We start from the raw sequence: 23435 nt of genomic DNA, 5'->3' as shown, positions 1-23435 counted from the left end.
ACGTTGTCGGCGACGAAGGCGGAGAGGCACATGACGAAGGCACTCACCATTCTCGACGGCGGCATGGGCCGGCAGCTCCTGGCGCAGGGCGCGCCCTTCGCGCTGCCGGAATGGTCGGCGCTGGCGCTGATCGAGGCGCCGCAGCACGTCCTCGCGGCGCACGAGGCCTTCGTGGCGGCGGGCGCGGACGTGATCACGACGAACTCCTACGCGCTCGTGCCGCCGTGCCTCGGCGAGGCGCGCTTCCGGACGGATGCGGAGCGGCTGGCCGATCTCGCCGCCCGCCTCGCAGCCATGGCGAGGGAGGCGGCGTCGCGCCCGGTCAGGGTGGCGGGTTCGCTGCCGCCGCTCTTCGGCTCCTACAGGCCCGACCTCTTCCGGGCCGACGAGGCGACCGCGCTCTACGCCCCGCTCGTGCGCGGGCTCGATCCTCATGTCGATCTCTGGCTCGGCGAGACGCTGAGCTCCATTGCCGAGGCCGAGGCCGTCGCGGCGGCGGTCGAGCACGACGATCGGCCGTTGTGGCTGTCCTTCACGCTGTCGGACGAGGCCGAAAGCGGCGTCGCGTCTGCCTTGAGGTCGGGCGAGCCGGTGAGCGAGGCCGTCACCCGCGCGGCCGGCCTCGGCGCGGCCGCCGTCCTCTTCAACTGCAGCCGCGCGGAAGTGATGGCGGGGGCGGTTGCCGCCGCGTCGAAGGCCTTCCAGGCGGAAGGGGCGGCGCCGGAGATCGGCGTCTACGCGAACGCCTTCGCGCCGGAAGGCGACATGGCGGAGGACGAGGACGTGGTGACGGGGATGCGGGAGGATCTGGGTCCCACCGCCTATCTCGGCTTCGTGCGCGAGTGGATCGGCTGCGGCGCGACGATCGCCGGCGGCTGCTGCGGCATCGGGCCGGAGCACATCGAGGTGATGCGGCGCGAGTTCTCCGCCTGAGGATGCCCGGAGGCCCTCAGCGTTCCGTGAGCTTCAGCTCGATCCGCCGGTTCGCGCGGTAGGCTTCCTCCGTGTCCCCCTCCTGCAGGGGATAGTTGTCGGCGAAGCCCGCGGCGACGAGATGGTCGGGCGAGACGCCGGCGTCGATGAGGTAGCGCACGACGGAGATCGCGCGGGCAGCCGAGAGCTCCCAGTTCGACTGGAAGCGCGGCGAGTTGATGGGCCGGGCGTCGGTGTGGCCGTCGACCCGGATCACCCAGGCGATCTCGTCGGGGATCTCGCCCTCGAGCTGGCGGATCGCCTCGGCGAGCTTGGCGAGCTCTTGCTGCCCGGCCGGATTGATGAGCTCCGACCCGGACGGGAAGAGAACCTCCGACTGGAAGACGAACCGGTCGCCCACGACGCGGATGTCGGAGCGCTGGCTCAGGATCTCGCGCAGCCGTCCGAAGAAGTCCGAGCGGTAGCGCGACAGTTCCTGCACCCGCTGGGCGAGCGCGATGTTCAGCCGCCGGCCGAGGTCGGCGATCCGCGCCTTGCTCTGCTGGTCTTCCTGCTCGGAGGCGTCGAGCGCCGATTCGAGCGCCGAGATCTGCCGCCTGAGCGCGGAGATCTGCTGGTTCAGGAGCTCGACCTGCGCGAGGGCGCGCTGCGACACCTCGCGCTCTTCCGTCAGCTCATCCTGAAGGGCGGAGACGCGCCCGCCGGAGGTCTCGGCATCCTCGGCGCTCGACGAGAGGAGGCCCTGCAGCCGGTCGCGCTCGGCCTCGGCGGCGAGAAGGTTGTCCTGAAGGCTTGCGAGCTGGTCGTCGAGGGACCGGCTCGTCGCCCGCTCGAGCGCCAGGAGCTCGGTCAGCTCCGCGATCTGCGAATTGAGGCGGTTCAGCACCGTGTCCCGACCGGAGATCTCCTGGCTCAGGAAGAACTGCGCGATCATGAAGAGCGAGAGAAGGAAGATGATGACGAGCAGAAGCGTCGCCATCGCGTCGACGAAGCCTGGCCAGTAATTCGTGCCGCCGCCGATCCGGCGGGCCCGCGACAGGGGAGCCATGGCCCTAGATCCTCAAACCTTCTCGCGTTCCTGCTTCTGGTCCGTCAGCCGGGTGAGCAGGTCGCGGATCTCGTTCTGGCGGTCGGCCTGCGACTCCACCCACTCGCGGATCAGCTTCTGCTCCGATCGCATGTGCTGGACGAGGCCCTGGATGCCTTCGGCGAGGTCGGCCATCGCGGCGGTGGCGGCGCGGTTCGATCCGCCCTCCGAGAGCGCGTGGTTGATGTGTTCGAGGCTCGTGCGGATCTCGGCGAGGCCGGGTGCGGGCGCTGCCGCCTCGAGCGCCTCGATCTGCTTCGTCTCGACGGGCCTGATCTCGCCCGACAGGTCGGTGACGGAGGACAGCCAGTCCTCGAGCTCGTTGTAGAAGCGGTTCTGCGCGCGGCCGGCCTGCAGGTCGAGGAAGCCGAGGACGAGCGAGCCGGCGAGGCCGAAGAGCGAGGACGAGAACGCCGTGCCCATGCCCGTCAGCGGGGCCTGCAGGCCCGTCTTCAGGTCCTCGAAGATGACGGCGGCGTCGGCCGCGCCGACATTCAGCGACTGGATCGTGCTCGCGACCGAGCTCACCGTCTGCAGGAGGCCCCAGAACGTGCCGAGGAGGCCCAGGAAGACGAGAAGGCCCGTCATGTAGCGCAGGAGCTCGCGCGACTCGTCGAGACGCATCGCGATCGAATCGAGGATCGAGCGCAGGGTCTGCGACGAGATCGACATGCGGCCGACGCGGTCGCGCAGGAGCGCTGCCATCGGGGCGAGCAGGATCGGCGGTTGGCTGACCTCGAGGCCCGGGTCGGCGAGGCGGAAGTCGTTGACCCAGGCGACCTCGCGGAACAGCCGGAAGACCTGGTTGATCGACATGGCGATGCCGACCGCGAGGACGAACAGGATGAGCGCGTTCAGGCCGGGGTTCGACTGGAACGCGACGTAGATCTGCTCCCACAGAATGGCCGCGAGGAACGCACCCAGAATGAGGAACACCAGCATCGGCCACAGGAACTGGCGCGGGCTGGAAAGCTTGTGTGGGTCCTGCTTGCGGGCCATCGTCTGCCTGAAATCCGGGTGCGAAGGCGGCCCGCCGCCGGGCCCGTTCGTCGCGTCCAAACTAACCGTGCGGCGGGTTCATGTCCAAAGCTTAGGCCGAAGCCGGCGCTTTCGCGGCGTTCAGCGCCTGGGCGAGCTGCGGGTGGAGCTCCGGGTTCGACGCGAGCACGTTGCCCGTCTTCACGGGCGAGCCGCTGCCGGAGATGTCGGTGGCGTAGCCGCCGGCCTCCGTCACGATAAGCATGCCCGCCGCGAAGTCCCAGTAGCTGAGGCCGCGCTCGAAGAAGGCGTCGAACCGCCCGGCCGCGACCCAGGCGAGGTCGAGGGCAGCTGACCCTGTGCGCCTCACGCCGGCCGTGTGCGTCATCATCGGCGTCACGTCGGCGACGAACTGGCCGCGGTGGCCGCGCCCCTGATGCGGAATGCCGCAGGTGACGACGGACTGGCCGAGCTCGCGGCGCTGCGCCACGCGGATCCGCCGGTCGTTCAGGAAGGCGCCGGAGCCGCGCTCGGCGGTGAAGAGCTCGTCCATGACGGGATTGTAGATGACGCCCGCGACGATCTCGCCCTGCCGCTCGAGGGCGATGGAGATCGCGAAGATCGGGATCGAGTGCAGGAAGTTCGTCGTGCCGTCGAGCGGGTCGACGATCCAGCGGTGGAGCGGGTCGGTGCCGGGCGAGTCGCCCGACTCCTCCATCAGGAAGCCGTAGCCCGGCCGCACGCGCTCGAGCTCCTTGCGCAGCGCCGTCTCGGCCTTGAGGTCGGCCTGCGAGACGAAGTCGCCGGGCCCCTTCATGGAAACCTGGAGGTTCGCCACCTCGCCGAAATCGCGCGCAAGGCCGCGGCCGGCCTTCAGCGCGGCGCCGACCATGACGTTCATGAGTGCGGAACGGGGCATGATGCTCTTTTTTTCGTGTCAGTCCGCGCGGCGGACGTAGGTGAGTTCCTCGGTGTCGACCACCACGCGCTCACCCGATTCGACGAACGGCGGAACGAGGATGCGCACGCCGTTCTCGAGCACGGCGGGCTTGTAGGAGGATGCGGCCGTCTGACCCTTCACGACCGGGTCCGCCTCGGCGACGCCGAGCGTCACCTGCTGCGGAAGGCTGATGCCGATCGGCCTGCCTTCGTACATCTCGACCGTGACGACCATGCCATCCTGCAGGAAGGCGGCGCGCTCGCCGACCCAGTCCCTCGCGAGCTCGAGCTGCTCGTAGGTGTCGGAATCCATGAAGACGAGGTTCTCGCCCTCGGCGTAGAGGAACTGGAAGTCCTTCTGGTCGAGGCGCACGCGCTCGACGGTCTCGGAGGCGCGGAACCGCTCGTTGAGCTTCGTCCCGTTGATCAGGTTCTTGAGCTCGACCTGGTTGAACGCGCCGCCCTTGCCGGGCTTCACGGCCTGCGTCTTCACCGCGACCCACAGCCCGCCGTCGTGCTCGATCACGTTGCCTGGCCGGATTTCGTTACCGTTGATCTTCATCTTTGCAATTCTGTCTCTGAGGGCGTTCGTCGAAGGTGCCGCCGGTGGCCGCCTCCGCCGGCGGGCCGCGCCGCGCGGGCGCGCCCGATCCACGGTGGGATTTGCAGGCCAAACGCCTCGAGGTCAAGCCGCCCGGTCAGAAGCCGACGCCGGCGAGCCCGCCGATCAGGCCGTTGAACCAGTTGCCGGCCCGCTCCTGTGCGTCGCGACGGACCTCGTCGTCGAGCGAGGCCGCGAAGGCGTCGAGCCAGGGATCGCTCGCCCCGTTGTCGCGGGCGAGGTAGTGCCACTTCACGGCTTCGACCGGATCGCGCTCGACGCCGCGCCCTTCCGCGTAGAGGCGGGCGAGCCGGTTCTGCGCGACGGGGTTGCCGCGCTCGGCGGCGCTCCTGAAGATCGCCGCGGCGCGCTCCTCGTCGGCGGGGACGCCCTCACCGCGAAAAAGCATGAGTCCGTACTCGACTTCCGCGATCGGCAGGTTCTGCTCGGCGGCGCGCTGCATAAGTTCGGCGGCCTTCGCGAGGTCGCGCCCGACCCCGGATCCGGCTGCATAAAGCTGCGCAAGATTGTATTCCGACTCGGGATGCTTGCGCTCGGCCGCGAATTCGAACAGTTCCGCGGCCTTCTTGACGTCGTGCGGCCTCACGTCGCCTTCGAGGTAGAGCAGGGCGAGGTTGTAATGCGCCTCCACATGCCCCTTCGCGGCGGCGGCTTCGAACCAGCCGGCGCCCTTCTTCTTGTCCTTCGTCGTGCCTTCGCCCCGAACGAGCGCAAGACCCAGGGCGAACTGCGCCTCACGGTTGCCCGCCACGGCGGCCTGGCTGTACCACCAGACGGCCTGGCTCCTGTCCCGCGGGATGCCGAGGCCGCGCCAGTAGAGCTCGCCGAGCAGGGTCTGCGCGGCCGCATTGCCCTTCTGCGCGCTCTCGAGCGCCTCGCGGAAGGCGGTGAGATACTGGCCGCGCTGGTAGGCGGCATAGGGCACGTCCGCCACCTTCTCGGCCATCGCGGGTGCGGCGAGAAGCGCGCCCGCTCCGGCCGCGGCGAACACGGTCTTGAGCCACGGATTCATGCAGCGGAGACGCGCTGCCCGGGCATGAGGGCCCGAGCGCGCTCGAGCGCTGCCTCCGGCCCCTTCGCATCGGCCCATACGAGATCGCGCAGGGCGATAAAGTCGGCCTTGGCTCTCACGAGCCGGTCGACGTCGCCCCAGTCCTCCGCCGCCATGGCCACACACGGCACCTCGAAGAGCTCGATCCACCACTCGACGAGGGAGGGCGCAGCCCCGACATCCTCCGGGCCGAGGCGGCCGAGGAAGACATAGTCGGGCGATGTCTCGCCGATGGTCATCGCCGCGTGCCGCATCGTGCAGTCGCCGGCGCCGACGATCAGGTCGGGCTTGAGCGCCTTCCCGGCCGCCGCGACCGCCTTCGCGTCGCCGCTGACATGCACCCCGTCCACCCCGAGCTCTCGCACGAGATCGGCGCGGCTGCGAAGAAGAAGCGGAGCGCCCGCCTCGTGGGCGAGCGGTCGCAACACCTCGGCTGCCGTGCGCCAGGCCTGCGTATCTTCGGTGTCGAGGTCGAGTATGACGGCCGCCACGTCCGCGCTCTTCAGGGCCGCCGCCAGGCGGGGCGCGAAGGTCTGCGGGTCGAACTGTCGAGGCGTGACGAGCACCAGCCGCGTCGCCGCGTCATTCATCGGCTATCACTTCCGTAATGGGATGCGTGTTCAACGTGCCACATCTAATCACGGAATGGGGCAAAAGGTTGAAATCCGGTCAACGAAGCTCGCGTCGCCTGCCGACCGGATCCTCTGCACATCGCCGTCCCGAACTCACGCAGCCTGCTGCTCGAGCTCGCTGCTGTAGCCGCCCTTCGCCGCGAGGCCGTTCATCTTGGCGCGATGGGTGAACGCCTTCCGTGCGGCGTCGACGTTCTCCGCCTTGCCGCCCCACGCCTTCAGTGCGGCTGCCTGCAGAGCCCGGCCGTATGAGAAGGTCAGCTTCCAGGGGAGGGGGCCGGCGGCGTTCATCAGCGACAGATGGTGCGTCGCCTGCTCGTCGGACTGGCCGCCGGAGAGGAAGGCGATGCCCGGCACGGCGGGCGGGACGCAGGCCTTGAGGACCTTCAGCGTCTTCTCGGCAACCTCCTCCGGGCTCGCCTGCGCGGAGGCATTCTTGCCGGCAATGACCATGTTCGGCTTGAGGATCATGCCTTCGAGGTCGACCTTCGCGTAGTAGAGCTCCTGGAAGACCTCCTTCAGCGTGAACTCGGTCACTGCGTAGCAGCGGTCGATGTCGTGAGAGGCCACCGGACCGTCCATGAGGACCTCCGGCTCGACGATCGGCACGATGCCGTTGACCTGGCAGAGCGCCGCGTAGCGGGCCAGCGCGTGCGCATTGGCATGGATGGCGCCGAAGCTCGGCAGCCCGTCGGCGATATCGACGACGGCGCGCCACTTCGCGAAGCGGGCGCCGAGCTCGTGGTATTCCTTCAGGCGGCCGCCGAGGCCGTCGAGGCCTTCGGTCACCTTCTCGCCGGGGAACAGCGCCATGTCCTTCGCGCCGGCATCGACCTTGATGCCGGGGATGGCGCCGGCTTTCCTGATCATCTCGACGAGGGGCGTGCCGTCGGCCGCCTTCTGGCGGATCGTCTCGTCGAACAGGATCACGCCGGAGATGTAGTTCGACATCGCCTCGTCGGCGCCGAACAGCATCTCGCGATAGTCGCGCCGCGCGGTTTCCGTCGACTCCAGGCTGATCGAGTCGAAACGCTTCTTGATGGTGCCGGTGCTCTCGTCGGCGGCCAGAATGCCCTTGCCGTCCGCCACCATGGCCTGTGCAATGTCGGAGAGCTTCTCGCTCATCGCCTGATCCTCGCTCGTTTCCTGAAGTTCGTCCGTGCCGTCGCCGAACCAGGCAGACGGCGGCATGTCAAACGCGTCTCTACCGGCCTCATTTTCTCAGAATGGCGACGCCCGGCAAGCTCTTGCCCTCGAGCCATTCCAGGAAGGCCCCGCCGGCCGTCGACACGAAGGTGAAGTCGTCGCTGACGCCCGCGGCGTTCAGGGCGGCAACCGTGTCGCCGCCGCCAGCGACCGCCACGAGGTCTCCCGCCTTGGCGAGCGCCGCCACGCGCCGCGCCACGGCGACGGTGCCGGCGTCGAAGGGGGTGAGTTCGAACGCGCCGAAGGGACCATTCCAGACGACCGTCTTCACGCCGGCGAGCCGCTTCTCCAGCGCGTCGATCGTGCCGGGGCCGATGTCGAGGATCATCTCCTCGCCGGATACCTCGTCGAGCCGGCACACGCGGTGAGGTGCGTTCGCCTCGAATGCCCCGGCCGCCACGACATCCACCGGCAGCACGATCTCGCAGCCGCGTTCGCTGGCTTTCGCCTCGATCTCCCGCGCCGTGTCGAGCCGGTCGGCCTCGTGCAGCGACTTGCCGATCGGGTGGCCGTTGGCCGCGAGGAAGGTGTTCGCCATGCCGCCGCCGATGACGAGCGCGTCGACCTTCTCCACGAGGTTTCCGAGGAGGTCGATCTTCGTCGACACCTTGGCTCCCCCGACGATCGCCATCACCGGCCGCTCCGGCCGCTCGAGCGCCCTCTCGAGCGCCTCGATCTCCGCCGCCATAGTGACACCCGCCGCCGACGGGAGGAGATGCGCTATCCCCTCCGTCGAGGAGTGCGCGCGATGGGCCGCGGAGAACGCGTCGTTCACGAAACAGTCGCCGAGGCTCGCGAGTGTCCGAGCGAAGGCTTCGTCGTTCTTCTCCTCGCCCGGATGGAAGCGCGTGTTGTCGCACAGCATGACGTCGCGCGGCTGGAGGAGCCGCGCCGCGCGCACCGCCTCGTCGTCCGTCCAGTCGGTGCGGACGAACTTCACCGGCTGGCCCACCGCGCTCTCGAGCGCGGGCAGGACGACCTCCAGCGACATGTCGCCGACGAACTTGCCCTTCGGTCTGCCGAAATGAGACAGCACCACCACCGAGGCCCCGCGCGCGACGAGGGCCTTGATCGTGTCGGCGGCGCGCTCGACTCGGGTCGCGTCCGTCACGTGCCCGCCGGAGACGGGCACGTTGAGGTCGGCGCGCAGGACCACGCGCCGCCCCTCCACTTCGAGATCGTCGATGGTGCGGAACGTGTCCATGGGGGCAAGGCCTCTCTAGCCGAGCTTGCCCATGGCGACCGCCGTGTCGGCCATCCGGTTCGAGAAGCCCCACTCGTTGTCGTACCAGGACATGACCCGCACGAGGTTGCCCTCCATGACCTTCGTCTGCGGTCCGGCGAAGCTCGAGGAGGCCGGGTCGTGGTTGAGGTCCGAGGAGACGAGCGGATCCTCGATATAGGCGAGGATGCCCTTGAGCTGGTTCGACTGCGCGGCGCCCTTCACCACGTCGTTGACCTCCTCGACCGTCGTGGCGCGCTTGGCCACGAACTTGAAGTCGATCACAGAGACGTTCGGGGTCGGCACGCGGATCGAGACGCCGTCAAGCTTGCCGTTCAGTTCGGGCAGCACGAGGCCCACCGCCTTCGCCGCACCTGTAGAGGTGGGGATCATCGACATGGCCGCGGCGCGGGCGCGGTAGAGGTCCTTGTGCAGGGTGTCGAGCACGGGCTGATCGCCGGTGTAGGAGTGAATCGTCGTCATGAAGCCCTTCTCGATGCCGATCGCATCGTTGAGGACCTTGGCGACCGGCGCGAGGCAGTTCGTCGTGCACGAGGCGTTCGAGACGACCTTGTGCTCGGCCTTGAGGTCGTCATGGTTGACCCCGTAGACGACGGTGATGTCGGCGCCGGTGGCCGGAGCAGAGACGAGGACGCGCTTGGCACCCGCCTCGAGGTGCAGCGCCGCCTTCTCCTTGGCGGTGAAGATGCCGGTGCACTCGAGCGCCACGTCGACCCCGAGCTCGCCCCACGGGAGCTCCCTGGGATCCTTGATCGAGGTCACCTTGATCGGCCCGCGGCCGGCGTCCATCGTGTCGCCGGACACTGTCACCTCGTGGGGGAAGCGGCCGTGCACGCTGTCGTAGCGCAGCAGGTGGGCGTTCGTCTCGATGGGGCCCAGATCGTTGACGGCCACGACCTCGATGTCGTTGCGCCCGGACTCAACGATGGCCCTGAGCACGAGCCGGCCGATCCGCCCGAAGCCGTTGATCGCTACCTTAACCGCCATGATACCTGTTCTCCCTGCGACGATGCGTGATGAACGCGGACACCGGTCCCGCGTTTCATTCCTCTTCCGAGCGCTTCTCCGACAGTCGCGCCTCGACAGCCTCCACGACCGCCTGCGCCGTGATGCCGAACTTCTCGTAGAGCGTCTGGTAGGGCGCGCTCTGCCCGAAATCCGTCATGCCGATGAAGATGCCGTCCTCGCCGATCAGCCGGCGCCAACCCATCTCCACGGCGGCCTCGATGCCCACACGCACTTCGCAACCTTCGGTCAGCGACCTCTGATATTCCTTCGACTGCGCGAAGAACAGCTCGAAAGAGGGTACGGAGACCACTCGTGTCGCGATTCCCCGCTTCTGGAGCTCGTTCGCGGCGTCGACGCCGATCTCGACCTCGGAGCCCGAGGCGAAGATCGTCACCCGCGCGTCCCCCGCCGCCGGCGCGATCTCGTAGGCGCCGCGAGCGCAGAGATTCTGCTCCTCGTAGGTCGTCCGAAGCGTCCGCAGGTTCTGGCGGGTCAGCGCGATCGCGCTGGGCCTGTCCTTCGTCTCGAGCGCGAGCTGCCAGCATTCCGCCGTCTCGGTCGCGTCCGCGGGACGGAAGACCTGAAGGTTCGGCATGGCCCGCAGGGCGGCGAGGTGCTCGACCGGCTGATGCGTCGGCCCGTCTTCGCCGAGGCCGATCGAATCGTGGGTGAGGACGTAGATCACCCGGCGCGCCATGATCGCGGAGAGGCGGATGGCGGGCCGGCAGTAGTCCGAGAACACGAGGAACGTGCCGCTGTAGGGGATGACGCCGCCATGCAGCGCCATGCCGTTCATCGCGGCGGCCATGCCGTGCTCGCGGATGCCGTAGTGGACGAAGCGGCCGCCATAGTTCCCGGCGTCGTATACCTCGAGCCCCTTCGTCTTCGTGTTGTTCGAGCCGGTGAGGTCGGCCGAGCCGCCGATCGTCTCGGGCAGCACGGGGTTGATCGCCTCGAGCACGTCCTGCGACGCCTTGCGGGTCGCGACCTTCGGCTTCGTCTCGGCGAGAAGGCGCTTGTGCTCGGCGATGGCGGGCGCGAGGGCCACCGTCACGTCGCCGCGGATCCGCCGCTCGAACTCCGCGCGAGCCTCGCGATCGAGCTCGGCGAGGTTCTTCTCCCACGCCCGGCGGGCCTGGCCGGAGCGCAGCCCGGCGATGCGCCAGGCGTCGCGGATGTCGGTCGGGATCTCGAAGGGCTCGTGGGGCCAGCCCAGCGCCTCGCGCGTCGCGGCGATCTCCTCGGCGCCGAGCGCCGCGCCGTGGGCGCCGGACGTCCCCTGCTTCTTCGGTGCGCCGTAGCCGATGATCGTCCGGCATGCGATCAGCGACGGCCGGTCGCTGCGCTTGGCCGCCTCGAGCGCGTCGAGGATCGCGTCGGGATCGTGCCCGTCGACGCGGACCGTGTCCCAGCCCGCCGCCTCGAAACGGGCGATCTGGTCGCCGCTCTCCGACAGGCTGATCGGGCCGTCGATCGAGATCTCGTTGTCGTCGAAGAGGACGATCAGCCGGTTGAGCTTCAGGTGCCCGGCGAGCGAGATCGCCTCGTGGCTGATCCCCTCCATCAGGTCGCCGTCCGACGCGATCACGTAGGTGTGGTGGTCGACGATGTCGTCGCCGAAGGTCGCGTTGAGCGACCGCTCGGCCATCGCCATGCCGACCGCCGTGGCGAGGCCCTGCCCGAGCGGACCCGTCGTCGTCTCGACGCCGGGGGTGTGGTTGACCTCCGGATGGCCGGGCGTCTTCGAGCCCCACTGGCGGAAGTTCCTGATCTCCTCGATCGGCATGCCCTCGTAGCCGAGGAGATGCAGGAGCGCGTAGAGGAGCATCGAGCCGTGGCCGGCCGACAGGACGAAGCGGTCCCGGTCTGGCCAATGCGGCTCCTTGGGGTCGAACTTCATCACCTTGGTGAAAAGGACGGTCGCCATGTCGGCCGCACCCATGGGCATGCCGGGGTGGCCGGAGCCGGCCGCCTCCACCGCGTCCATCGCAAGGGCGCGGATGGCGTTCGCCATCGAGGTGTGGTCGACCCGTTCGATTGTGGATGTCATCGCTTTGAAGAGTTTCGCTCTGCCGCGGCGCGACACGTGCCCGTCGAGCCCGCGTCGACGTCCCAGACCCATAAGGAAACCGTGCCGGCCAGCGCCTGAAATAGGTCTGCCGTTCGAGCGGGCAGATCAATATCACCTCGCCGACCCGAGTCAATCTCGGGAAGCCGCAAGTTCCGGCCCGCAAGGAGGTTGACCGATCTTCGCGGCGACGTCTAACGTCACCGCCTAATTCACTGAGGCGGTGGCGATTCCCAGCCGCGGTGGCGCGGCCGGTTTCGTGAGGCCCGCAGCAGCGGCGGTGGCGCGGCCGACGGGGGCGGGCCGGTCGGAGGCAGGGTGACGAAGCAACCGAACGGGGCGGAGCGCGCGCAGGAGCGGCTTGACCGGGCCCTCGACCTGCTCGAAGCCCGGGTCGCCCGGGAGCTGTCGGCGCGGACATCGCTGGACGAACTCCAGCAGGAGATCGAAACGCTTACCGCCGACCGCTCGAGACTTGCCCAGCAGCTCGACAAGGCACAGGCGCACGCGGCGCGGCTCGATGCGGCCGCAGGCCACGCCGAGGAGCGCGTCGGCTCCGCGATCGGCACCATCAAGGGCCTTCTGGGAGAGCGATAGGCGATGCCGCAGGTGAACGTCACCATCGCCGGCCGCAGCTACCGGATGGGCTGTGACGAGGGCCAGGAGGAGGCGCTCGTCGCGCTGGCCGAGGGGCTCGACGCGAGGCTCGATCAGTTCCGCCGCCAGTTCGGCGAGATCGGCGACATGCGGCTGATGATCATGACGGCGCTCGCGCTCGCAGACGAGCTCGACGAGGTCAAGAGACGGCTCGCCGCCGCCGAACGCGAAACGCTCCGCCTGGAGGCGGGGAACGACGAGGCGGTCCGCCGCGCGGAGGAGCTCGAAGGGCGATATTCCGCCGTCATCGAGGCCGCCGCGACGCGGGTCGAGCGGCTGACGCGGGCCTTGTCCACCGGCGAGATGGAGCGATAGCGTGCGCGCCTCTGGCGGAAGGCCCCGAACCCTCCTACATTGCGTATCCAGTCGGGGCTGCGCGGTGCGACAGGAGACACGCATCCCCGGGGCCTTATCGATCCTAAAGGGAGCTGTACCTTCCCTTGTCCGTGGACTTGGGGAAACGGCGCCCACCTACGTATGTAGGTTCCCGGGATCGAAACCTCCATCGGCCGCCGCGGCTCCGACCCTTCCTCCTGTGAAGACGTGCCTGACATGAACGATGCGAGTGGGAAGGCGCATCTGCGCCGGCTGGCGGCCGCGCGCCGCGATCGACTGACGGCAGTCGAGCGGCAGCGAAAGGCGGCAGCGCTCGCAGAGGCCGCGCCGACGATCCATCGGCTCGCCCGTGGCGGTGTCGTCTCCTGCTTCTCGAGCTTCGGCAACGAACTCGACACCGCGCCGCTGATCGCCGCACTCGACCGTCTCGGCTGCCGTCTCGCGCTGCCGGTGGTCGGCCGCAAGGGCCACCCCCTGACGTTCCGGCCGTGGCGGCCCGGCGACGAGATGAAGCCGGGGCCGTTCGGCATCCTCCAGCCACTGCCCGAGAGGGGGCGGGTGGAGCCGTCCCTCTTCCTCGCGCCGCTTCTTCTCTTCGACCGGGAAGGCTATCGCCTCGGCTATGGCGGCGGGTTCTACGACCGCACGCTCCAGGAGGCGCGGTCCAGGCGCAAGATCCTCGCCATCGGGCTCGCCTTCGCCGAGCAGGAGTTCCCGCGCGTGCCCCGCGAGAGCTACGACCAGCGCCTCGACGGCGTGCTCACCGACGAGGGCATCGTCAGGTGCCAGGGAGGCGGCATTGCGCATTCTCTTCCTTGGTGACGTCGTCGGGCGCAGCGGCCGCAGGGCCGTGCTCGACACCCTGCCGCGGCTGATCGCCGATCTCGAGCCCGACTTCGTGGCCGTGAACGGGGAGAACGCGGCCGGAGGATTCGGCATCAACGAGCAGATCTTCGACGATCTCCTCGACGCCGGTGCCGACGTCGTGACCACGGGGAATCACGTGTGGGACCAGCGCGAGACGCTCGTCTTCATCGGCCGGCGGCCGGAGCTTCTGCGGCCGCTGAACTTCCCCCCCGGCACACCCGGGGCGGGCGCCGGCCTGTTCGAGGCGCGGAACGGCCTGCGCGTTCTCGTCGTGAACGTGATGGGGCGGGTCTTCATGCAGGCGCTCGACGATCCCTTCGCCGCCCTCGAGCGGGAGCTGAGCGCCTGTCCTCTCGGCGCCGGCGCCGATGCGGTGATCGTCGACGTCCATGCGGAGGCGACGAGCGAGAAGCAGGCGGTCGGGCACTTCCTCGACGGCCGCGCGAGCCTCGTCGTCGGCACCCATACGCACGTGCCGACCGCCGACCACCAGGTGCTGCCGGGCGGCACCGCCTACCTGACCGACCTCGGCATGTGCGGCGACTACGATTCCGTCATCGGTATGGAGAAGGAGGAGCCGCTCAGGCGGTTCACGACGGCCCTGCCGTCGGGGCGCTTCGAGCCGGCATCGGGGGAGGCGACCGTCACGGGCGCCGTCGTCGACCTCGGACCCTCCGGCCTCGCCGAGTCGATCTGGCCGCTCAGGGTGGGCGGACGTCTGTCGCAGGCCATGCCGCCGCGCCGGGGCGAGGCGTGACAGCCGGCCCGCCCCCATCCTGCACTTGCGGCGGTGGATTTTCGGGCGACGAAACCCTATAAGCGACGCCCATCAGGCTAGAGCCCCGCAGGACGGATTTCGATCGGCTCCTCGCGAGGGGCCGCAAGGTGATCGCCATGGCAGGACATTCACAGTTCAAGAACATCATGTACCGGAAGGGAGCCCAGGACGCGAAGCGTTCGAAGCTCTTCTCCAAGCTCGCGAAGGAGATCACGGTCGCCGCGAAGATGGGCGGCGGTGATCCGGCCGGCAATCCGCGCCTGCGCCTCGCGATCCAGAACGCCAGGGCGCAGTCCATGCCCAAGGACAACATAGAGCGCGCCATCAAGAAGGCCGAAGGCGGCGACGCCGAGAGCTACGAGGCGATTCGCTACGAGGGCTATGCGCCCGGCGGCGTCGCCGTCATCGTCGAGGCGCTGACCGACAACCGCAACCGCACCGCCAGCGCCGTTCGCTCCTATTTCTCGAAGTCCGGCGGCGCCTTGGGCGAGACGGGCTCGGTCGCCTTCATGTTCGATCATGTCGGCGAGATCGTCTATCCCGCCTCCGCCGGCGATGCGGAGGCCGTCCTGGAGGCTGCGATCGAGGCCGGTGCGGAGGACGTGCAGTCGGACGAGGAGCGCCACCTCGTCACCTGCGCGTTCGAGGACATCGGGGACGTCTCCAAGGCGCTCGAGGAGAGCCTCGGCGAGGCGGAGAGCGTGAAGGCCACGTGGCGGCCGCAGAATTCCGCCCCTGTCGACGAGGACAAGGCCCAGTCGATCATGAAGTTGATCGGGACGCTCGAGGACGACGACGACGTCCAGAACGTCTATGCGAACTTCGAGGTGTCCGACGAGGTGCTGCAGCGACTGACGGCGGCCTGACGCGATCCGGATCGAGGGGCGGACGGAGAGTGTCGTCGGCCGCCCGTCAACTCCGCCTCGCCGCCTGCCAGAGGCCCTCGAGACGGGCCGCGCGCCTCTTGGGGGGGTCGTTGAAGAGCAGCGCGGCCGCGTGTTCCGACCGCTCCACGAGCTTCGACCTGACGCCGTGGGCGCGGTCGATCCACGCCTGGCGCGCCTCGAGCTCCGCCCATGCTCCCGCGTCGCTTTCCAGGGCGCCCTGAAGCATCACGACGTCGTTGTGCTGGCCGAGATGCTCGCGCAGCGCCTGCAACTCGCTCACCTCCGCCTTGAGGACGGGATGCCAGATAAGCGCCACGAGGTCGAGCTGGTAGCGCCAGTTGATCACCCGCTTGCGCGCCTCGTGGAGATCCTCCGGCTCGTGGGTGTCGAAGCCGTGGGCGAGGGCGTCCCGCGCCTCGCGGTAGCTGCGCCCGAGGCCCTCCACGTAGGGGTGCGGATCGTGCTGCGGCAGGTCCAGGCTCCGCACGAGATGCGGCAGCGGCTCGAGCAGCGCCCTTGCCTGCCGGAGAGCGCTCTGGACGCGGGCGGGATCGGCCTCGTCGTGCGTCGTGGCGGACGAGGCGGCCATGCGCCGCAAAGGCTCCCTTTCGTCCGCGGCCACGCCCGTTTCACCGATCAGGACCTCCACCGCTTCGGAGAGGGCGTGAACGTCGCGAAGGCTCGACAGCTCGCGCGAGGCATCGCGCAGATGCGTGTTCAGGCGCTTGTAGTCGTCCTTCTCGACAAGATGCCTGATCATGCGGGAGAGGCTGCGCAGCGCCTTGAACTCCTTGCGCACGTCGTGCACCGCCGTCTCGAGGTCCTCATCCGCCGAGTCGAGGAGCCGCTGCGCCTTCTCCAGGCGCTTCGTCAGAACCTTCTTCAGCCCTTTCCCGAGCGGGCCGTCGATCTTCAGTCGGGGTGCCATGCGGTTCCTTTCCTGCAGGGAGCCGGCCGACGCATGGCCGTTGGCCTGGCGATGAGCGATGCACAGAAGTCGGTGACAGGGCGATGTCGAAGATATGTCGATTTCGATGCCTGTTATGCACAGGAGGGGTTTGCATTTCGTGATCGGCGTTGCTACATACCGCTCGTCGCCGCCGGTGAGACGTTCCTTCGGCTTCGGCGCGTACGACCGGTGGTTCCGGCGTCATTGACGCGGGGTGGAGCAGCCCGGTAGCTCGTCAGGCTCATAACCTGAAGGTCGTAGGTTCAAATCCTACCCCCGCAACCAAAATACCTGAAGAAAATCAATGCTTCAGCACAAAGCCCCGAGCCGCAAGGCCGGGGCTTTCTCGCGTTCGGGGACAAAATGGGGACAGTTGGCCCCAAGTACCCACACCACGCCCCCACAATTCTCAACATCGGCGCATGCTCGAATGCGAGCATGCTCGCATGCCGTGCGGCTAGCGTGCTGTCGCGCGGTAGTGCTCCCACATCGCGCAGAACAATTCGCTCAGCTCCATATCCTGCTCCGCCGCATAGGCACGATACGCCCGCCTGATCTCGGGGGCGATCTTCAGCTGAAGCGGTACCTTCTCGCTTGCAGTGGGCTTGTGCAGGTTTCCAACCGGCTCAGGTTTCGCCGGTGGCGGCGGGAGCGCAGCTCGTTTGGTCGGCTTCTCAAGCTTTACCTTCACCTCACGCAACCTCCCTGCGCGAGACGAGGGTGGTCAAGCGGTCCGCAATGTCTTGCGCGACCGCCTCAGCTTTCTCGTTCAGCGTTCTGTGAGCGCTCTCTGACGCGGCAAGCCCTCCGTTCATGGCGCGTTGATATCCAATTCTGTCGGGTAGCTCATGCTGCGCTACGTCGTATCCCGCCTGGACGACGAAGCGCCGCGCATCTTCGATGGCGTTCGCGCTCTCTCCGATGCGTGCCAGCACAAAAACCAGCTTGTCGCTCGGAATACCCTTCCGGACGAGTTCGTGGGCAAGCACGACCCCTGGCCGCAGATCATCGAGCGACAGGCCGGTCGGGATGACCACAAGATCGCAGACGGGCGCGATGTCCAGCGTCATCGCCGTCGCGTGCGGTGCTCCGTCGATGATCACGAGATCGAAGCGCTCCGCATCAGCGAGTGCTGGTTCAAGTCGGCCGAAACTCTCGACACGGATCAGCGGGGCGATGCCGTTCTTCTGACGAATGCGCCCCCACTCGACGCAAGTGCCCTGTGAAACGTCGAGGTCAGCAATCTTCACGTCCCAGCCTTGCTGCGCGAATTCGCGCGCCACGAGGCGAGTCAACGTGCTCTTGCCAACGCCGCCTTTCTGGGAAACGACCCCAATGATGTGTGCCACAAAATGACCTCCCATTACGCATGCCAGCATGCTCGCGTGCTGGCATGCCCTTTAATCAACAGGGAATAATTCCACCTGCTCGGCTTGCCCCACGATGTGGGTCAGCCGCTTGCGGAATGCCTTGTTCTCGGTCTTTCCGATCAAGGCCCGTGCGGTAATCGCATGATAATTCTTGAATTCCTCGCTGGCCTTCCATGTCTCATGGGGATTGAGGATGTAGACATTTGCAGTGCCCATCTTGGCTATCGCCAGAGCGCCCTGTTCCGAAAGGTATTTAACCTTCTTGTAGATCGTCTTTCGATGGAGCCAGAGCTCTTCCTCCAGGATTGCCATGCTGCATGCGAGAACATTGTCGTGCCCTGCGTTTTCCACGAGGAAAACCCAGACGCGTGCAGCTGTCGGGTCTCCCTCCAATAATCGCTTGATCCGGTTCCAGCCCGGTTTGTAGATCTTCGTGAAATGCGGCTTCTTTTCGGAAGCATCGCGGTTCGAGGTATAGTCGACTGCCAATTCCATGGGTTTGTCCCAGTTTTTATTGTTTGGAGCTAATTTACATCTGATTGTCCGATAAGTGGAAATAAAAACTTCGGAGAGGGAAATAAAAATCCATGCTGGGAATCCAAATGCCACGTATATGTGGCCTCTAAGGAGCCACATATATGTGGCCTCTAGGAGGTCACATTACATCCGCAGATTTCCTCGTTTTTCTGATTTTCCTTTCTTAGTCTTACATATGCTCTGGACTTATCCACAGGCCAGAGCCGCGAGCAGCAGCCCCAACACTGCAAGCGACGCGGCGACGCGGCGATGTGGTCCTGTGGGTAAGTCCCACCTTTGTTGACGTTGAAGCGGATTGCCATGCATCCCCGTTCAAGCCAGACACACGTCCGCCGCATCCATTTCACTTGGACGGCTCTTGGCAGCGCCCGGTCCCAAAAGGGGTTCTGAAAGGGGTGTTGCAAGGCGAGCGTGACGAAGACTGATTGACGCGCCTCATGGCTGTGAGGCCGTAGATAAGGGGTTTTGAAAGGGGCATGGCGCGCTGGGAGCCCCCTGAGTTCATTCGTCGAAGCCGGGAGGGGTAGGTGGGCGCTTGGGGCTCTCCGATGCACCAGAGGGCGGCTCAGGCGGTTTGGCGGGCAGGTCATCGGGCTTGGTCTCCGCCTCTGGCGGGGTGTCGCCCTTACGTGCCCGCATCCGCGCCTGAAGCGCGGCAAGCTCCGCCTGATACTCGGGGTCGTCCTTCAGGTCGGCGTCGTCCTCGTCCGGCTCGAACTCCGGCGTCAGGGCGGGGCGCGGGGCGCGGATCACCTCCGCGCCGAATTCCGCCTGCCGCTGTTTCACCCATTCCTTGAGCTTCTCATTGGTTGCATAGGGCGGATACATGTTTGCCCGGATCGACAAGCCGTCCTGGAAGATCACGCAATCCTCGCGATACTCCGGTCCCATCAGCTGTTGGGGCGAGGCCACCCAATCCTCACCGCCCCAAATGTCCTTGCGTCTGCCCAGCCGCTCGGCCACATGCTCTGCCGTTCGGGTGTCGTTGGGCCGGAGATAGATCTGGCTGCGGCAGTTGGCGACGAGGCTGCGCCACTTCGGGTACACCTCTTCGAGCTGAGCGAGGTCCTGCGCAAAAAGCCAAAGCCGGATACGGTAGCTGCGCGTGATGGCCACCGCGTCCTCGATGATCCGCATGTAGCCCAGCTGCGGCATCTCGTCGAAGACGAACATCATTGGCCAGTCGAGATACCCGGCGGGCAGGCTGTCATCCTCGGCATTGACCGCGTCGATCATCTTGCGCACCCGGATCGCTTCGCTCAGGTGCTGACCCAGAATCACCCGCAGCACAGAGCGCATGGAGGCCATCTTCTCAGGCGGCACGATCAGATAGATCGTGGCCGCGCTGCCGCGCGTCACCCCGCCATCCTCACGCTGATACCAGCCCGGCGCGCGGCCGGTCTTGGCGGCGAAGGTCACGGCGATATTGTCGCGCACGAGGATGTCCTCGACCGCCCAGCCCGGCGTGGTCGAGGAGGTGACATCGGCCACGTCGTCCGACCGCCAGGCCAAGAGCTGCGTTCGCAGCGTCGACATGATCGAATTGCGCAACGTTTCCGGCTGTGACTCCAGAATATTGCCCAGCTCCTGGAGGCGCTCGTCCTCGGAGCCTTGCAGGTCCGCGACCATATCGTCGAACTCCGCCTTGCTCGGGGCTAGCATCCGGCAGACCGCGCGCATGTGGCGCATACCTTCGGGCCTTTTGCGCACGACATAAAAGATCATGCCCGTAAGCAGGTCGCGCGCGGCTTCATCCCAATAAGGTTCCTTGCTCTGGGGAATGACCAGCAGTTCGGCCAGAAGCCGTGCCTCGTCCCAGCCCGTTACCCGGTCGAGCGGGTTGTAGCAGTCGGAATCGGCCTTGCCCGGCGCCCATTTGAACACCTGCCCGTAGAGGCTGCGCCGCCAGGCCGTGTGTTCGTAGTTCTCGCCCTTGGGGTCTAGCACCACGGTCGGCCCCTCGTAATCCAGCAGCACCGGCAGGATCAGCCGCTGGCCCTTGCCGGCGCCCGTGGGCGCCACCGTCAGCAGATGTCCTTCTCCTCGGAAATAGAGCGGAAACTCAAGGTCCGGGCGGTCCGGCACCGGCTGCTTGGCGATTTGCAGCGCGTCCATCGGGAAGGTCGCGTTGCTTGAGATGACGATGCCAGCTTCGGCGATCTGATCGAAGGTGGCCCAGCGCTGCGCCTGGCCGACGTTGCGTAGCTTCTCGCGAGAGTCGGGCGTCAGGAAATGCATGGACTGGCGGAGGATCTTCCGCGCTTCCTCGACATCGCCCTCGTTCAACTTGTAATGCAGGATCTCCCGAAACGCCTGGTCGATGGCGGGGTCGGTTACGAGGATCATGTACGCCTCGGCCCATTCCGGCCCGATCCCTTCCAACCAGCGATCAAACTGGCGCTTCCGCTCAATCTCGCGCGGCGACGGTTCCTTCTCCCCTCCACCCCCGAACAGCTTCTTCCACACCATCGCTCCTCCCGCGCCGAATGCTCCCCTGACAGCGAAGCTGCCTGACGCCACGCTACCACCAAATTGCCAATGAATCCGCCGGAAATGCTTGGCCTGACGTGGCTTTGACCTTGATTCTACGCATGGTGTCAGGCGTCGGATTTTGGGCGGTTCCATAAGCCCTCGATGCCACCACCCTTTGGGCATTTTCCAGACGGCCCCGCTTTCGCCAGGCGGGGTTGTTCTGTTTTCTGGGGAACGTCGAAGGTGTCGTTTGGGCTCCTCTCGCCCTTGTCCGATTCCGCGCTCCACGGGCCGTCCTCATTCGTGGCTGACCTGGCAGGGACGCCGTTCGGCGCAATGGCGGTCGGTCAGTTTCTTCCCCTGCGGCTAAGGCCGCATTCCTCGCGAGCGCTGCGCGACCCAAGAAACAGTCCGCCCGCCGTCTTCCGGTTCCCTCCAGCCCTGTCGGGTGCGCCGCCCGTCTTGCCCCTGCCTCTCCGGTCGCCATCGGACGGCCGCGATGGGCGCGGCCTCCCAGACAAGGAGAGGACCCCATGACTACCGAACGCATCGACGTCTACACCCAGGTCACCAACAACATCATCGCCGCCATCGAGGCGGGAGCGGGCGACTGGCAGATGCCCTGGCACCGCAGCAGCGAGGGCCTGAACCGCCCCGTCAACATCGACACCAGCAAAGCCTATCGCGGCATCAACGTCGTCAGCCTCTGGGCCGCCGGACAAGCCCGCGGCTTCAGCACGGGCACCTGGGGCACCTATCGCCAGTGGCAGAACAAGGGCTGTCAGGTCCGCAAGGGCGAGAAGTCGAGCCTGGTGGTCTTCTACCGCGAGTTCGACGTGGAGGAGCAGAACGACGACGGCACGACCGAGCACGGCAAGCGCCTCATGGCCCGCGCGAGCTGGGTCTTCAACGCCGACCAGGTGGACGGCTACGAGGCGCCCGCGCTGCCCGAGCCCAAGGACCCCGTGCAGGTCATCGCCACCGCAGACCGCTTTGTCGCAGGAACGGGTGCTACCATCCGCCATGGCGGTACGCGCGCTTTCTACCGTCCGTCGGACGACACCATCCAGATGCCCGAGCGCGAGCGCTTCCTCGGCACCGAGACCAGCACGGCGACCGAAAGCTATTACGGGACCTTGCTGCACGAATTGGTGCACTTCAGTGGGGCACCGAACCGTTGTGACCGCCAATTCGGCAAACGCTTCGGCGACGACGCCTACGCCATGGAGGAACTCGTGGCCGAACTAGGCGCGGCCTTCCTCTGCGCCGACCTGGGCGTGACGCTTACCCCGCGTCCCGACCACGCCGCCTACATCGACAGCTGGCTCAAGGTCCTCAAGGCCGACAAGAAGGCCATCTTCACCGCCGCCAGCGCTGCCGCCAAGGCAACCGACTTCCTCGCCGGGCTGCAAGCCAACGACATCACCGAGGCCGCCGCTTAGGCGGCCTCACTTCACTTGTACTTTTCGCCCTGTTCCTGGCAGTGGGCGCGAACGCGCTCGATCCACTTAACGTACCACACCCACGTATTTCGATAGTCGCCGTCGCGCCCGTACCCATGCGCCGGATTCTTCGCATCCAGCTCCTTCCAAAGCGCAGTATGCGCTTGCTGATTGAACTTGGGGAAACCCTCGGCCTGAACCATTTCCCAGACCTGCTTCGCCGTATACCGGCGCTTGTCCACCTCCTTGAGCAGGACGCGATTGATCTCTCGGCCTTCGTCGGAATCTCCCTTCACGAATTCGACGGCGATATCCGCGCTTGAGGCGCGGTTCCCCGCGATCGGTACGAAGGCGACGCGGTAGCGATAGGCCGGGTCCGCGTATTCCGCTTCGCTCAGTCCGTGTTCGAACGCGTCGATGAAGGTTTCGATGTGGCCCGGCAGACTCGTGCCCTTCTTAAGCGCCGCGCGTTGATCCGCCGCGAAGGTGACGAATTGCAATGCAATGGGGAGCCGCCGTTCCAATCCGTACTGCGACCCGAACAGGCTTTTGATCGCCTCGTTGAAATTCAGGCAGCACGCCTGCAACTTTGCGCTCACGGCGTCGTCGATCCGGTTCGTAGACCGATGCTCGATCTCATGTCGCAGCTCCAAGACGAAATCGAGGTTTTTTACTGCGCCGCTCGGAATTGGGCAGCGAGCGTGCCGCAGGCACTTCCCCAGCTCCCAATAGCAATCCGCCCCCCGCTTTGTTTTCTTGATTGTCCCGTCGGCATTCCGATAGCGATGGTCGATCCCTTCGCGCCGAAACCAAGCGTGCAGAAGATAGGTCCAGGCGATAATACTCGTCACGATGAACAGCTCGGCCCGAAAGGTTAGGCCCGCGCCGTTGAAGGTATGCACGGCAGCGATCATCGCTTCCCGCGCCTTGATCAGCAATTCGTCCCCACGCAGGCTGAGGCCCGTTTCCGCATCGACGTCCGGCCAGTTGATCAGGAACTCATCAAGTTCGTCCGCAGAAGCGGTTTTTATTGCCTTGAACTTCGCGCCTGTGCGGATTTCAGCGATACGCGCATGATTGATCGAGCGCGTCGGGCGCGTGAAGTAAGCAAGAATGTCCTGGTCATTGTATCCACCGCGACCCAGCATCGCCTTGATCAGGGCGATTTCCCACTTCTCAAGCGTGTTCCCTCGTTTTCTCGCCGGCATGGATCTCCTGACGACTACATGACTTCATGGCAAGCAGTTCAGCTTCTGAAACTGTATCGGGATTTTCCGGCGGGGAAAGCCTTCCCCTGCCTGCGACCGTCAATGACGTTCTCCGTCACCCCTTCGAGCGGGGAAGCCCCCGCAACGCCCCCAGAGCCGCCGCAC

Annotated in this window: 23 protein-coding genes, 1 tRNA gene and 1 other RNA gene; 9 read left to right on the top strand and 16 right to left on the bottom strand. The window is 66.6% G+C overall.

The window, feature by feature from the left end:
• Positions 1 to 30 precede the first annotated feature (30 nt).
• Positions 31 to 933 (top strand): homocysteine S-methyltransferase family protein, encoded by a 903-nt coding sequence (locus N177_RS14090; RefSeq protein ID WP_023433034.1) that lies wholly within the window; start codon positions 31 to 33, stop codon positions 931 to 933.
• A gap of 16 nt (positions 934 to 949) precedes the next feature.
• On the opposite strand, the gene N177_RS14085 is transcribed toward N177_RS14090, so the two are convergent.
• From N177_RS14085 to tkt, 10 genes are all read right to left on the bottom strand, one after another.
• Positions 950 to 1981 (bottom strand): peptidoglycan -binding protein, encoded by a 1032-nt coding sequence (locus N177_RS14085; RefSeq protein WP_023433033.1) that lies wholly within the window; start codon positions 1979 to 1981, stop codon positions 950 to 952.
• 12 nt (positions 1982 to 1993) lie between these two features.
• Entirely contained in the window at positions 1994 to 3019 is a 1026-nt protein-coding gene (locus tag N177_RS14080; protein WP_040485883.1) for a MotA/TolQ/ExbB proton channel family protein, read from the bottom strand.
• A 91-nt stretch (positions 3020 to 3110) separates the two neighbouring features.
• On the bottom strand, positions 3111 to 3917 hold the full coding sequence (locus N177_RS14075) for an inositol monophosphatase family protein (RefSeq protein ID WP_023433031.1): 807 nt from the start codon (positions 3915 to 3917) through the stop codon (positions 3111 to 3113).
• Positions 3918 to 3935: 18 nt separating this feature from the next.
• Complete coding sequence (efp, locus tag N177_RS14070) at positions 3936 to 4499, bottom strand: elongation factor P (protein WP_023433030.1); 564 nt, start codon at positions 4497 to 4499, stop codon at positions 3936 to 3938.
• Between the two features lie 136 nt (positions 4500 to 4635).
• A complete protein-coding gene (locus tag N177_RS14065) occupies positions 4636 to 5571 on the bottom strand; it encodes a tetratricopeptide repeat protein (protein WP_023433029.1) in 936 nt (311 codons plus the stop codon).
• Positions 5568 to 6200, bottom strand: a complete 633-nt coding sequence (locus N177_RS14060; RefSeq protein WP_023433028.1) for a thiamine phosphate synthase — start codon at positions 6198 to 6200, stop codon at positions 5568 to 5570. Before N177_RS14060 ends, N177_RS14065 begins: the two co-directional genes overlap by 4 nt.
• A 135-nt stretch (positions 6201 to 6335) precedes the next feature.
• The gene (locus N177_RS14055) at positions 6336 to 7367 is read right to left on the bottom strand and encodes a class I fructose-bisphosphate aldolase (RefSeq protein ID WP_040485881.1); all 1032 of its coding nucleotides are present in this window, start codon (positions 7365 to 7367) and stop codon (positions 6336 to 6338) included.
• An 88-nt stretch (positions 7368 to 7455) separates the two neighbouring features.
• The gene (locus tag N177_RS14050; RefSeq protein WP_023433026.1) at positions 7456 to 8652 is read right to left on the bottom strand and encodes a phosphoglycerate kinase; all 1197 of its coding nucleotides are present in this window, start codon (positions 8650 to 8652) and stop codon (positions 7456 to 7458) included.
• Positions 8653 to 8667: 15 nt separating this feature from the next.
• The gene (gap, locus tag N177_RS14045) at positions 8668 to 9678 is read right to left on the bottom strand and encodes a type I glyceraldehyde-3-phosphate dehydrogenase (RefSeq protein ID WP_023433025.1); all 1011 of its coding nucleotides are present in this window, start codon (positions 9676 to 9678) and stop codon (positions 8668 to 8670) included.
• Between the two features lie 55 nt (positions 9679 to 9733).
• Positions 9734 to 11749, bottom strand: a complete 2016-nt coding sequence (tkt, locus tag N177_RS14040; RefSeq protein ID WP_051402398.1) for a transketolase — start codon at positions 11747 to 11749, stop codon at positions 9734 to 9736.
• 336 nt (positions 11750 to 12085) lie between these two features.
• Between tkt and N177_RS14035 the strand changes: the two genes are divergently transcribed.
• The 6 genes from N177_RS14035 (at position 12086) to N177_RS14015 (ending at position 15271) form a co-directional block, all read left to right on the top strand.
• Positions 12086 to 12364: a DUF4164 family protein gene (locus N177_RS14035; protein WP_023433022.1), complete on the top strand. Its 279-nt coding sequence runs from the start codon at positions 12086 to 12088 to the stop codon at positions 12362 to 12364.
• Between the two features lie 3 nt (positions 12365 to 12367).
• Positions 12368 to 12739 carry a cell division protein ZapA gene (locus tag N177_RS14030; RefSeq protein WP_023433021.1) on the top strand — a complete coding sequence of 124 codons (372 nt, stop codon included), beginning with the start codon at positions 12368 to 12370 and terminating at the stop codon, positions 12737 to 12739.
• A 51-nt stretch (positions 12740 to 12790) separates the two neighbouring features.
• Positions 12791 to 12949: non-coding RNA, 6S RNA (ssrS, locus tag N177_RS21100), on the top strand.
• 27 nt (positions 12950 to 12976) lie between these two features.
• Positions 12977 to 13582, top strand: coding sequence for a 5-formyltetrahydrofolate cyclo-ligase (locus N177_RS14025; protein ID WP_023433020.1), 606 nt, complete (start codon positions 12977 to 12979; stop codon positions 13580 to 13582).
• The gene (locus N177_RS14020; protein WP_023433019.1) at positions 13560 to 14384 is read left to right on the top strand and encodes a TIGR00282 family metallophosphoesterase; all 825 of its coding nucleotides are present in this window, start codon (positions 13560 to 13562) and stop codon (positions 14382 to 14384) included. The genes N177_RS14025 and N177_RS14020 overlap by 23 nt, the downstream gene beginning before the upstream one ends.
• Positions 14385 to 14521: 137 nt before the next feature.
• Complete coding sequence (locus N177_RS14015; RefSeq protein ID WP_040485879.1) at positions 14522 to 15271, top strand: YebC/PmpR family DNA-binding transcriptional regulator; 750 nt, start codon at positions 14522 to 14524, stop codon at positions 15269 to 15271.
• Positions 15272 to 15317: 46 nt separating this feature from the next.
• Here N177_RS14015 and N177_RS14010 read toward each other — a convergent pair whose 3' ends face one another.
• Positions 15318 to 16220: a CHAD domain-containing protein gene (locus tag N177_RS14010; protein WP_023433017.1), complete on the bottom strand. Its 903-nt coding sequence runs from the start codon at positions 16218 to 16220 to the stop codon at positions 15318 to 15320.
• Positions 16221 to 16449: 229 nt separating this feature from the next.
• Between N177_RS14010 and N177_RS14005 the strand changes: the two genes are divergently transcribed.
• Positions 16450 to 16526: transfer RNA gene (locus tag N177_RS14005), tRNA-Met, on the top strand.
• Between the two features lie 172 nt (positions 16527 to 16698).
• Here N177_RS14005 and N177_RS21440 read toward each other — a convergent pair.
• From N177_RS21440 to N177_RS13990, 4 genes are all read right to left on the bottom strand, one after another.
• Positions 16699 to 16932: a hypothetical protein gene (locus tag N177_RS21440; RefSeq protein WP_152527934.1), complete on the bottom strand. Its 234-nt coding sequence runs from the start codon at positions 16930 to 16932 to the stop codon at positions 16699 to 16701.
• A gap of 1 nt (position 16933) precedes the next feature.
• Complete coding sequence (locus tag N177_RS14000) at positions 16934 to 17590, bottom strand: ParA family protein (RefSeq protein ID WP_040485863.1); 657 nt, start codon at positions 17588 to 17590, stop codon at positions 16934 to 16936.
• A 51-nt stretch (positions 17591 to 17641) separates the two neighbouring features.
• Entirely contained in the window at positions 17642 to 18106 is a 465-nt protein-coding gene (locus tag N177_RS21435) for a hypothetical protein (RefSeq protein ID WP_152527933.1), read from the bottom strand.
• Positions 18107 to 18649: 543 nt separating this feature from the next.
• The gene (locus N177_RS13990) at positions 18650 to 20617 is read right to left on the bottom strand and encodes a type IV secretory system conjugative DNA transfer family protein (RefSeq protein ID WP_040485862.1); all 1968 of its coding nucleotides are present in this window, start codon (positions 20615 to 20617) and stop codon (positions 18650 to 18652) included.
• Positions 20618 to 21153: 536 nt separating this feature from the next.
• Here N177_RS13990 and N177_RS13985 point away from each other — a divergent pair.
• Positions 21154 to 22062 carry an ArdC family protein gene (locus N177_RS13985; RefSeq protein WP_023433013.1) on the top strand — a complete coding sequence of 303 codons (909 nt, stop codon included), beginning with the start codon at positions 21154 to 21156 and terminating at the stop codon, positions 22060 to 22062.
• Between the two features lie 11 nt (positions 22063 to 22073).
• Here the strand turns inward: N177_RS13985 and N177_RS13980 are convergent, their stop codons facing one another.
• Positions 22074 to 23270 carry a DUF3644 domain-containing protein gene (locus N177_RS13980; protein ID WP_023433012.1) on the bottom strand — a complete coding sequence of 399 codons (1197 nt, stop codon included), beginning with the start codon at positions 23268 to 23270 and terminating at the stop codon, positions 22074 to 22076.
• Between the last annotated feature and the right edge of the window lie 165 nt (positions 23271 to 23435).

The organism is Lutibaculum baratangense AMV1, assembly GCF_000496075.1.
Lineage (GTDB): Bacteria > Pseudomonadota > Alphaproteobacteria > Rhizobiales > Tepidamorphaceae > Lutibaculum > Lutibaculum baratangense.
The sequence above is the reverse complement of the archived record's forward strand: the minus strand, read 5'-3'. Positions and strand labels throughout refer to the sequence as shown.

Coding starts and splice junctions, on each gene's coding strand:
- N177_RS14085 (WP_023433033.1), bottom strand. CDS start 1,981: ATGGCTCCCCTGTCGCGGGCCCGCCGGATCGGCGGCGGCACGAATTAC.
- N177_RS14060 (WP_023433028.1), bottom strand. CDS start 6,200: ATGAATGACGCGGCGACGCGGCTGGTGCTCGTCACGCCTCGACAGTTC.
- N177_RS14050 (WP_023433026.1), bottom strand. CDS start 8,652: ATGGACACGTTCCGCACCATCGACGATCTCGAAGTGGAGGGGCGGCGC.
- N177_RS14090 (WP_023433034.1), top strand. CDS start 31: ATGACGAAGGCACTCACCATTCTCGACGGCGGCATGGGCCGGCAGCTC.
- N177_RS13990 (WP_040485862.1), bottom strand. CDS start 20,617: ATGGTGTGGAAGAAGCTGTTCGGGGGTGGAGGGGAGAAGGAACCGTCG.
- N177_RS14015 (WP_040485879.1), top strand. CDS start 14,522: ATGGCAGGACATTCACAGTTCAAGAACATCATGTACCGGAAGGGAGCC.
- N177_RS14075 (WP_023433031.1), bottom strand. CDS start 3,917: ATGCCCCGTTCCGCACTCATGAACGTCATGGTCGGCGCCGCGCTGAAG.
- N177_RS21435 (WP_152527933.1), bottom strand. CDS start 18,106: ATGGAATTGGCAGTCGACTATACCTCGAACCGCGATGCTTCCGAAAAG.
- N177_RS13980 (WP_023433012.1), bottom strand. CDS start 23,270: ATGCCGGCGAGAAAACGAGGGAACACGCTTGAGAAGTGGGAAATCGCC.
- gap (WP_023433025.1), bottom strand. CDS start 9,678: ATGGCGGTTAAGGTAGCGATCAACGGCTTCGGGCGGATCGGCCGGCTC.
- N177_RS14010 (WP_023433017.1), bottom strand. CDS start 16,220: ATGGCACCCCGACTGAAGATCGACGGCCCGCTCGGGAAAGGGCTGAAG.
- N177_RS14025 (WP_023433020.1), top strand. CDS start 12,977: ATGAACGATGCGAGTGGGAAGGCGCATCTGCGCCGGCTGGCGGCCGCG.
- efp (WP_023433030.1), bottom strand. CDS start 4,499: ATGAAGATCAACGGTAACGAAATCCGGCCAGGCAACGTGATCGAGCAC.
- N177_RS14055 (WP_040485881.1), bottom strand. CDS start 7,367: ATGAGCGAGAAGCTCTCCGACATTGCACAGGCCATGGTGGCGGACGGC.
- N177_RS14065 (WP_023433029.1), bottom strand. CDS start 5,571: ATGAATCCGTGGCTCAAGACCGTGTTCGCCGCGGCCGGAGCGGGCGCG.
- N177_RS14080 (WP_040485883.1), bottom strand. CDS start 3,019: ATGGCCCGCAAGCAGGACCCACACAAGCTTTCCAGCCCGCGCCAGTTC.
- N177_RS14030 (WP_023433021.1), top strand. CDS start 12,368: ATGCCGCAGGTGAACGTCACCATCGCCGGCCGCAGCTACCGGATGGGC.
- N177_RS13985 (WP_023433013.1), top strand. CDS start 21,154: ATGACTACCGAACGCATCGACGTCTACACCCAGGTCACCAACAACATC.
- tkt (WP_051402398.1), bottom strand. CDS start 11,749: ATGACATCCACAATCGAACGGGTCGACCACACCTCGATGGCGAACGCC.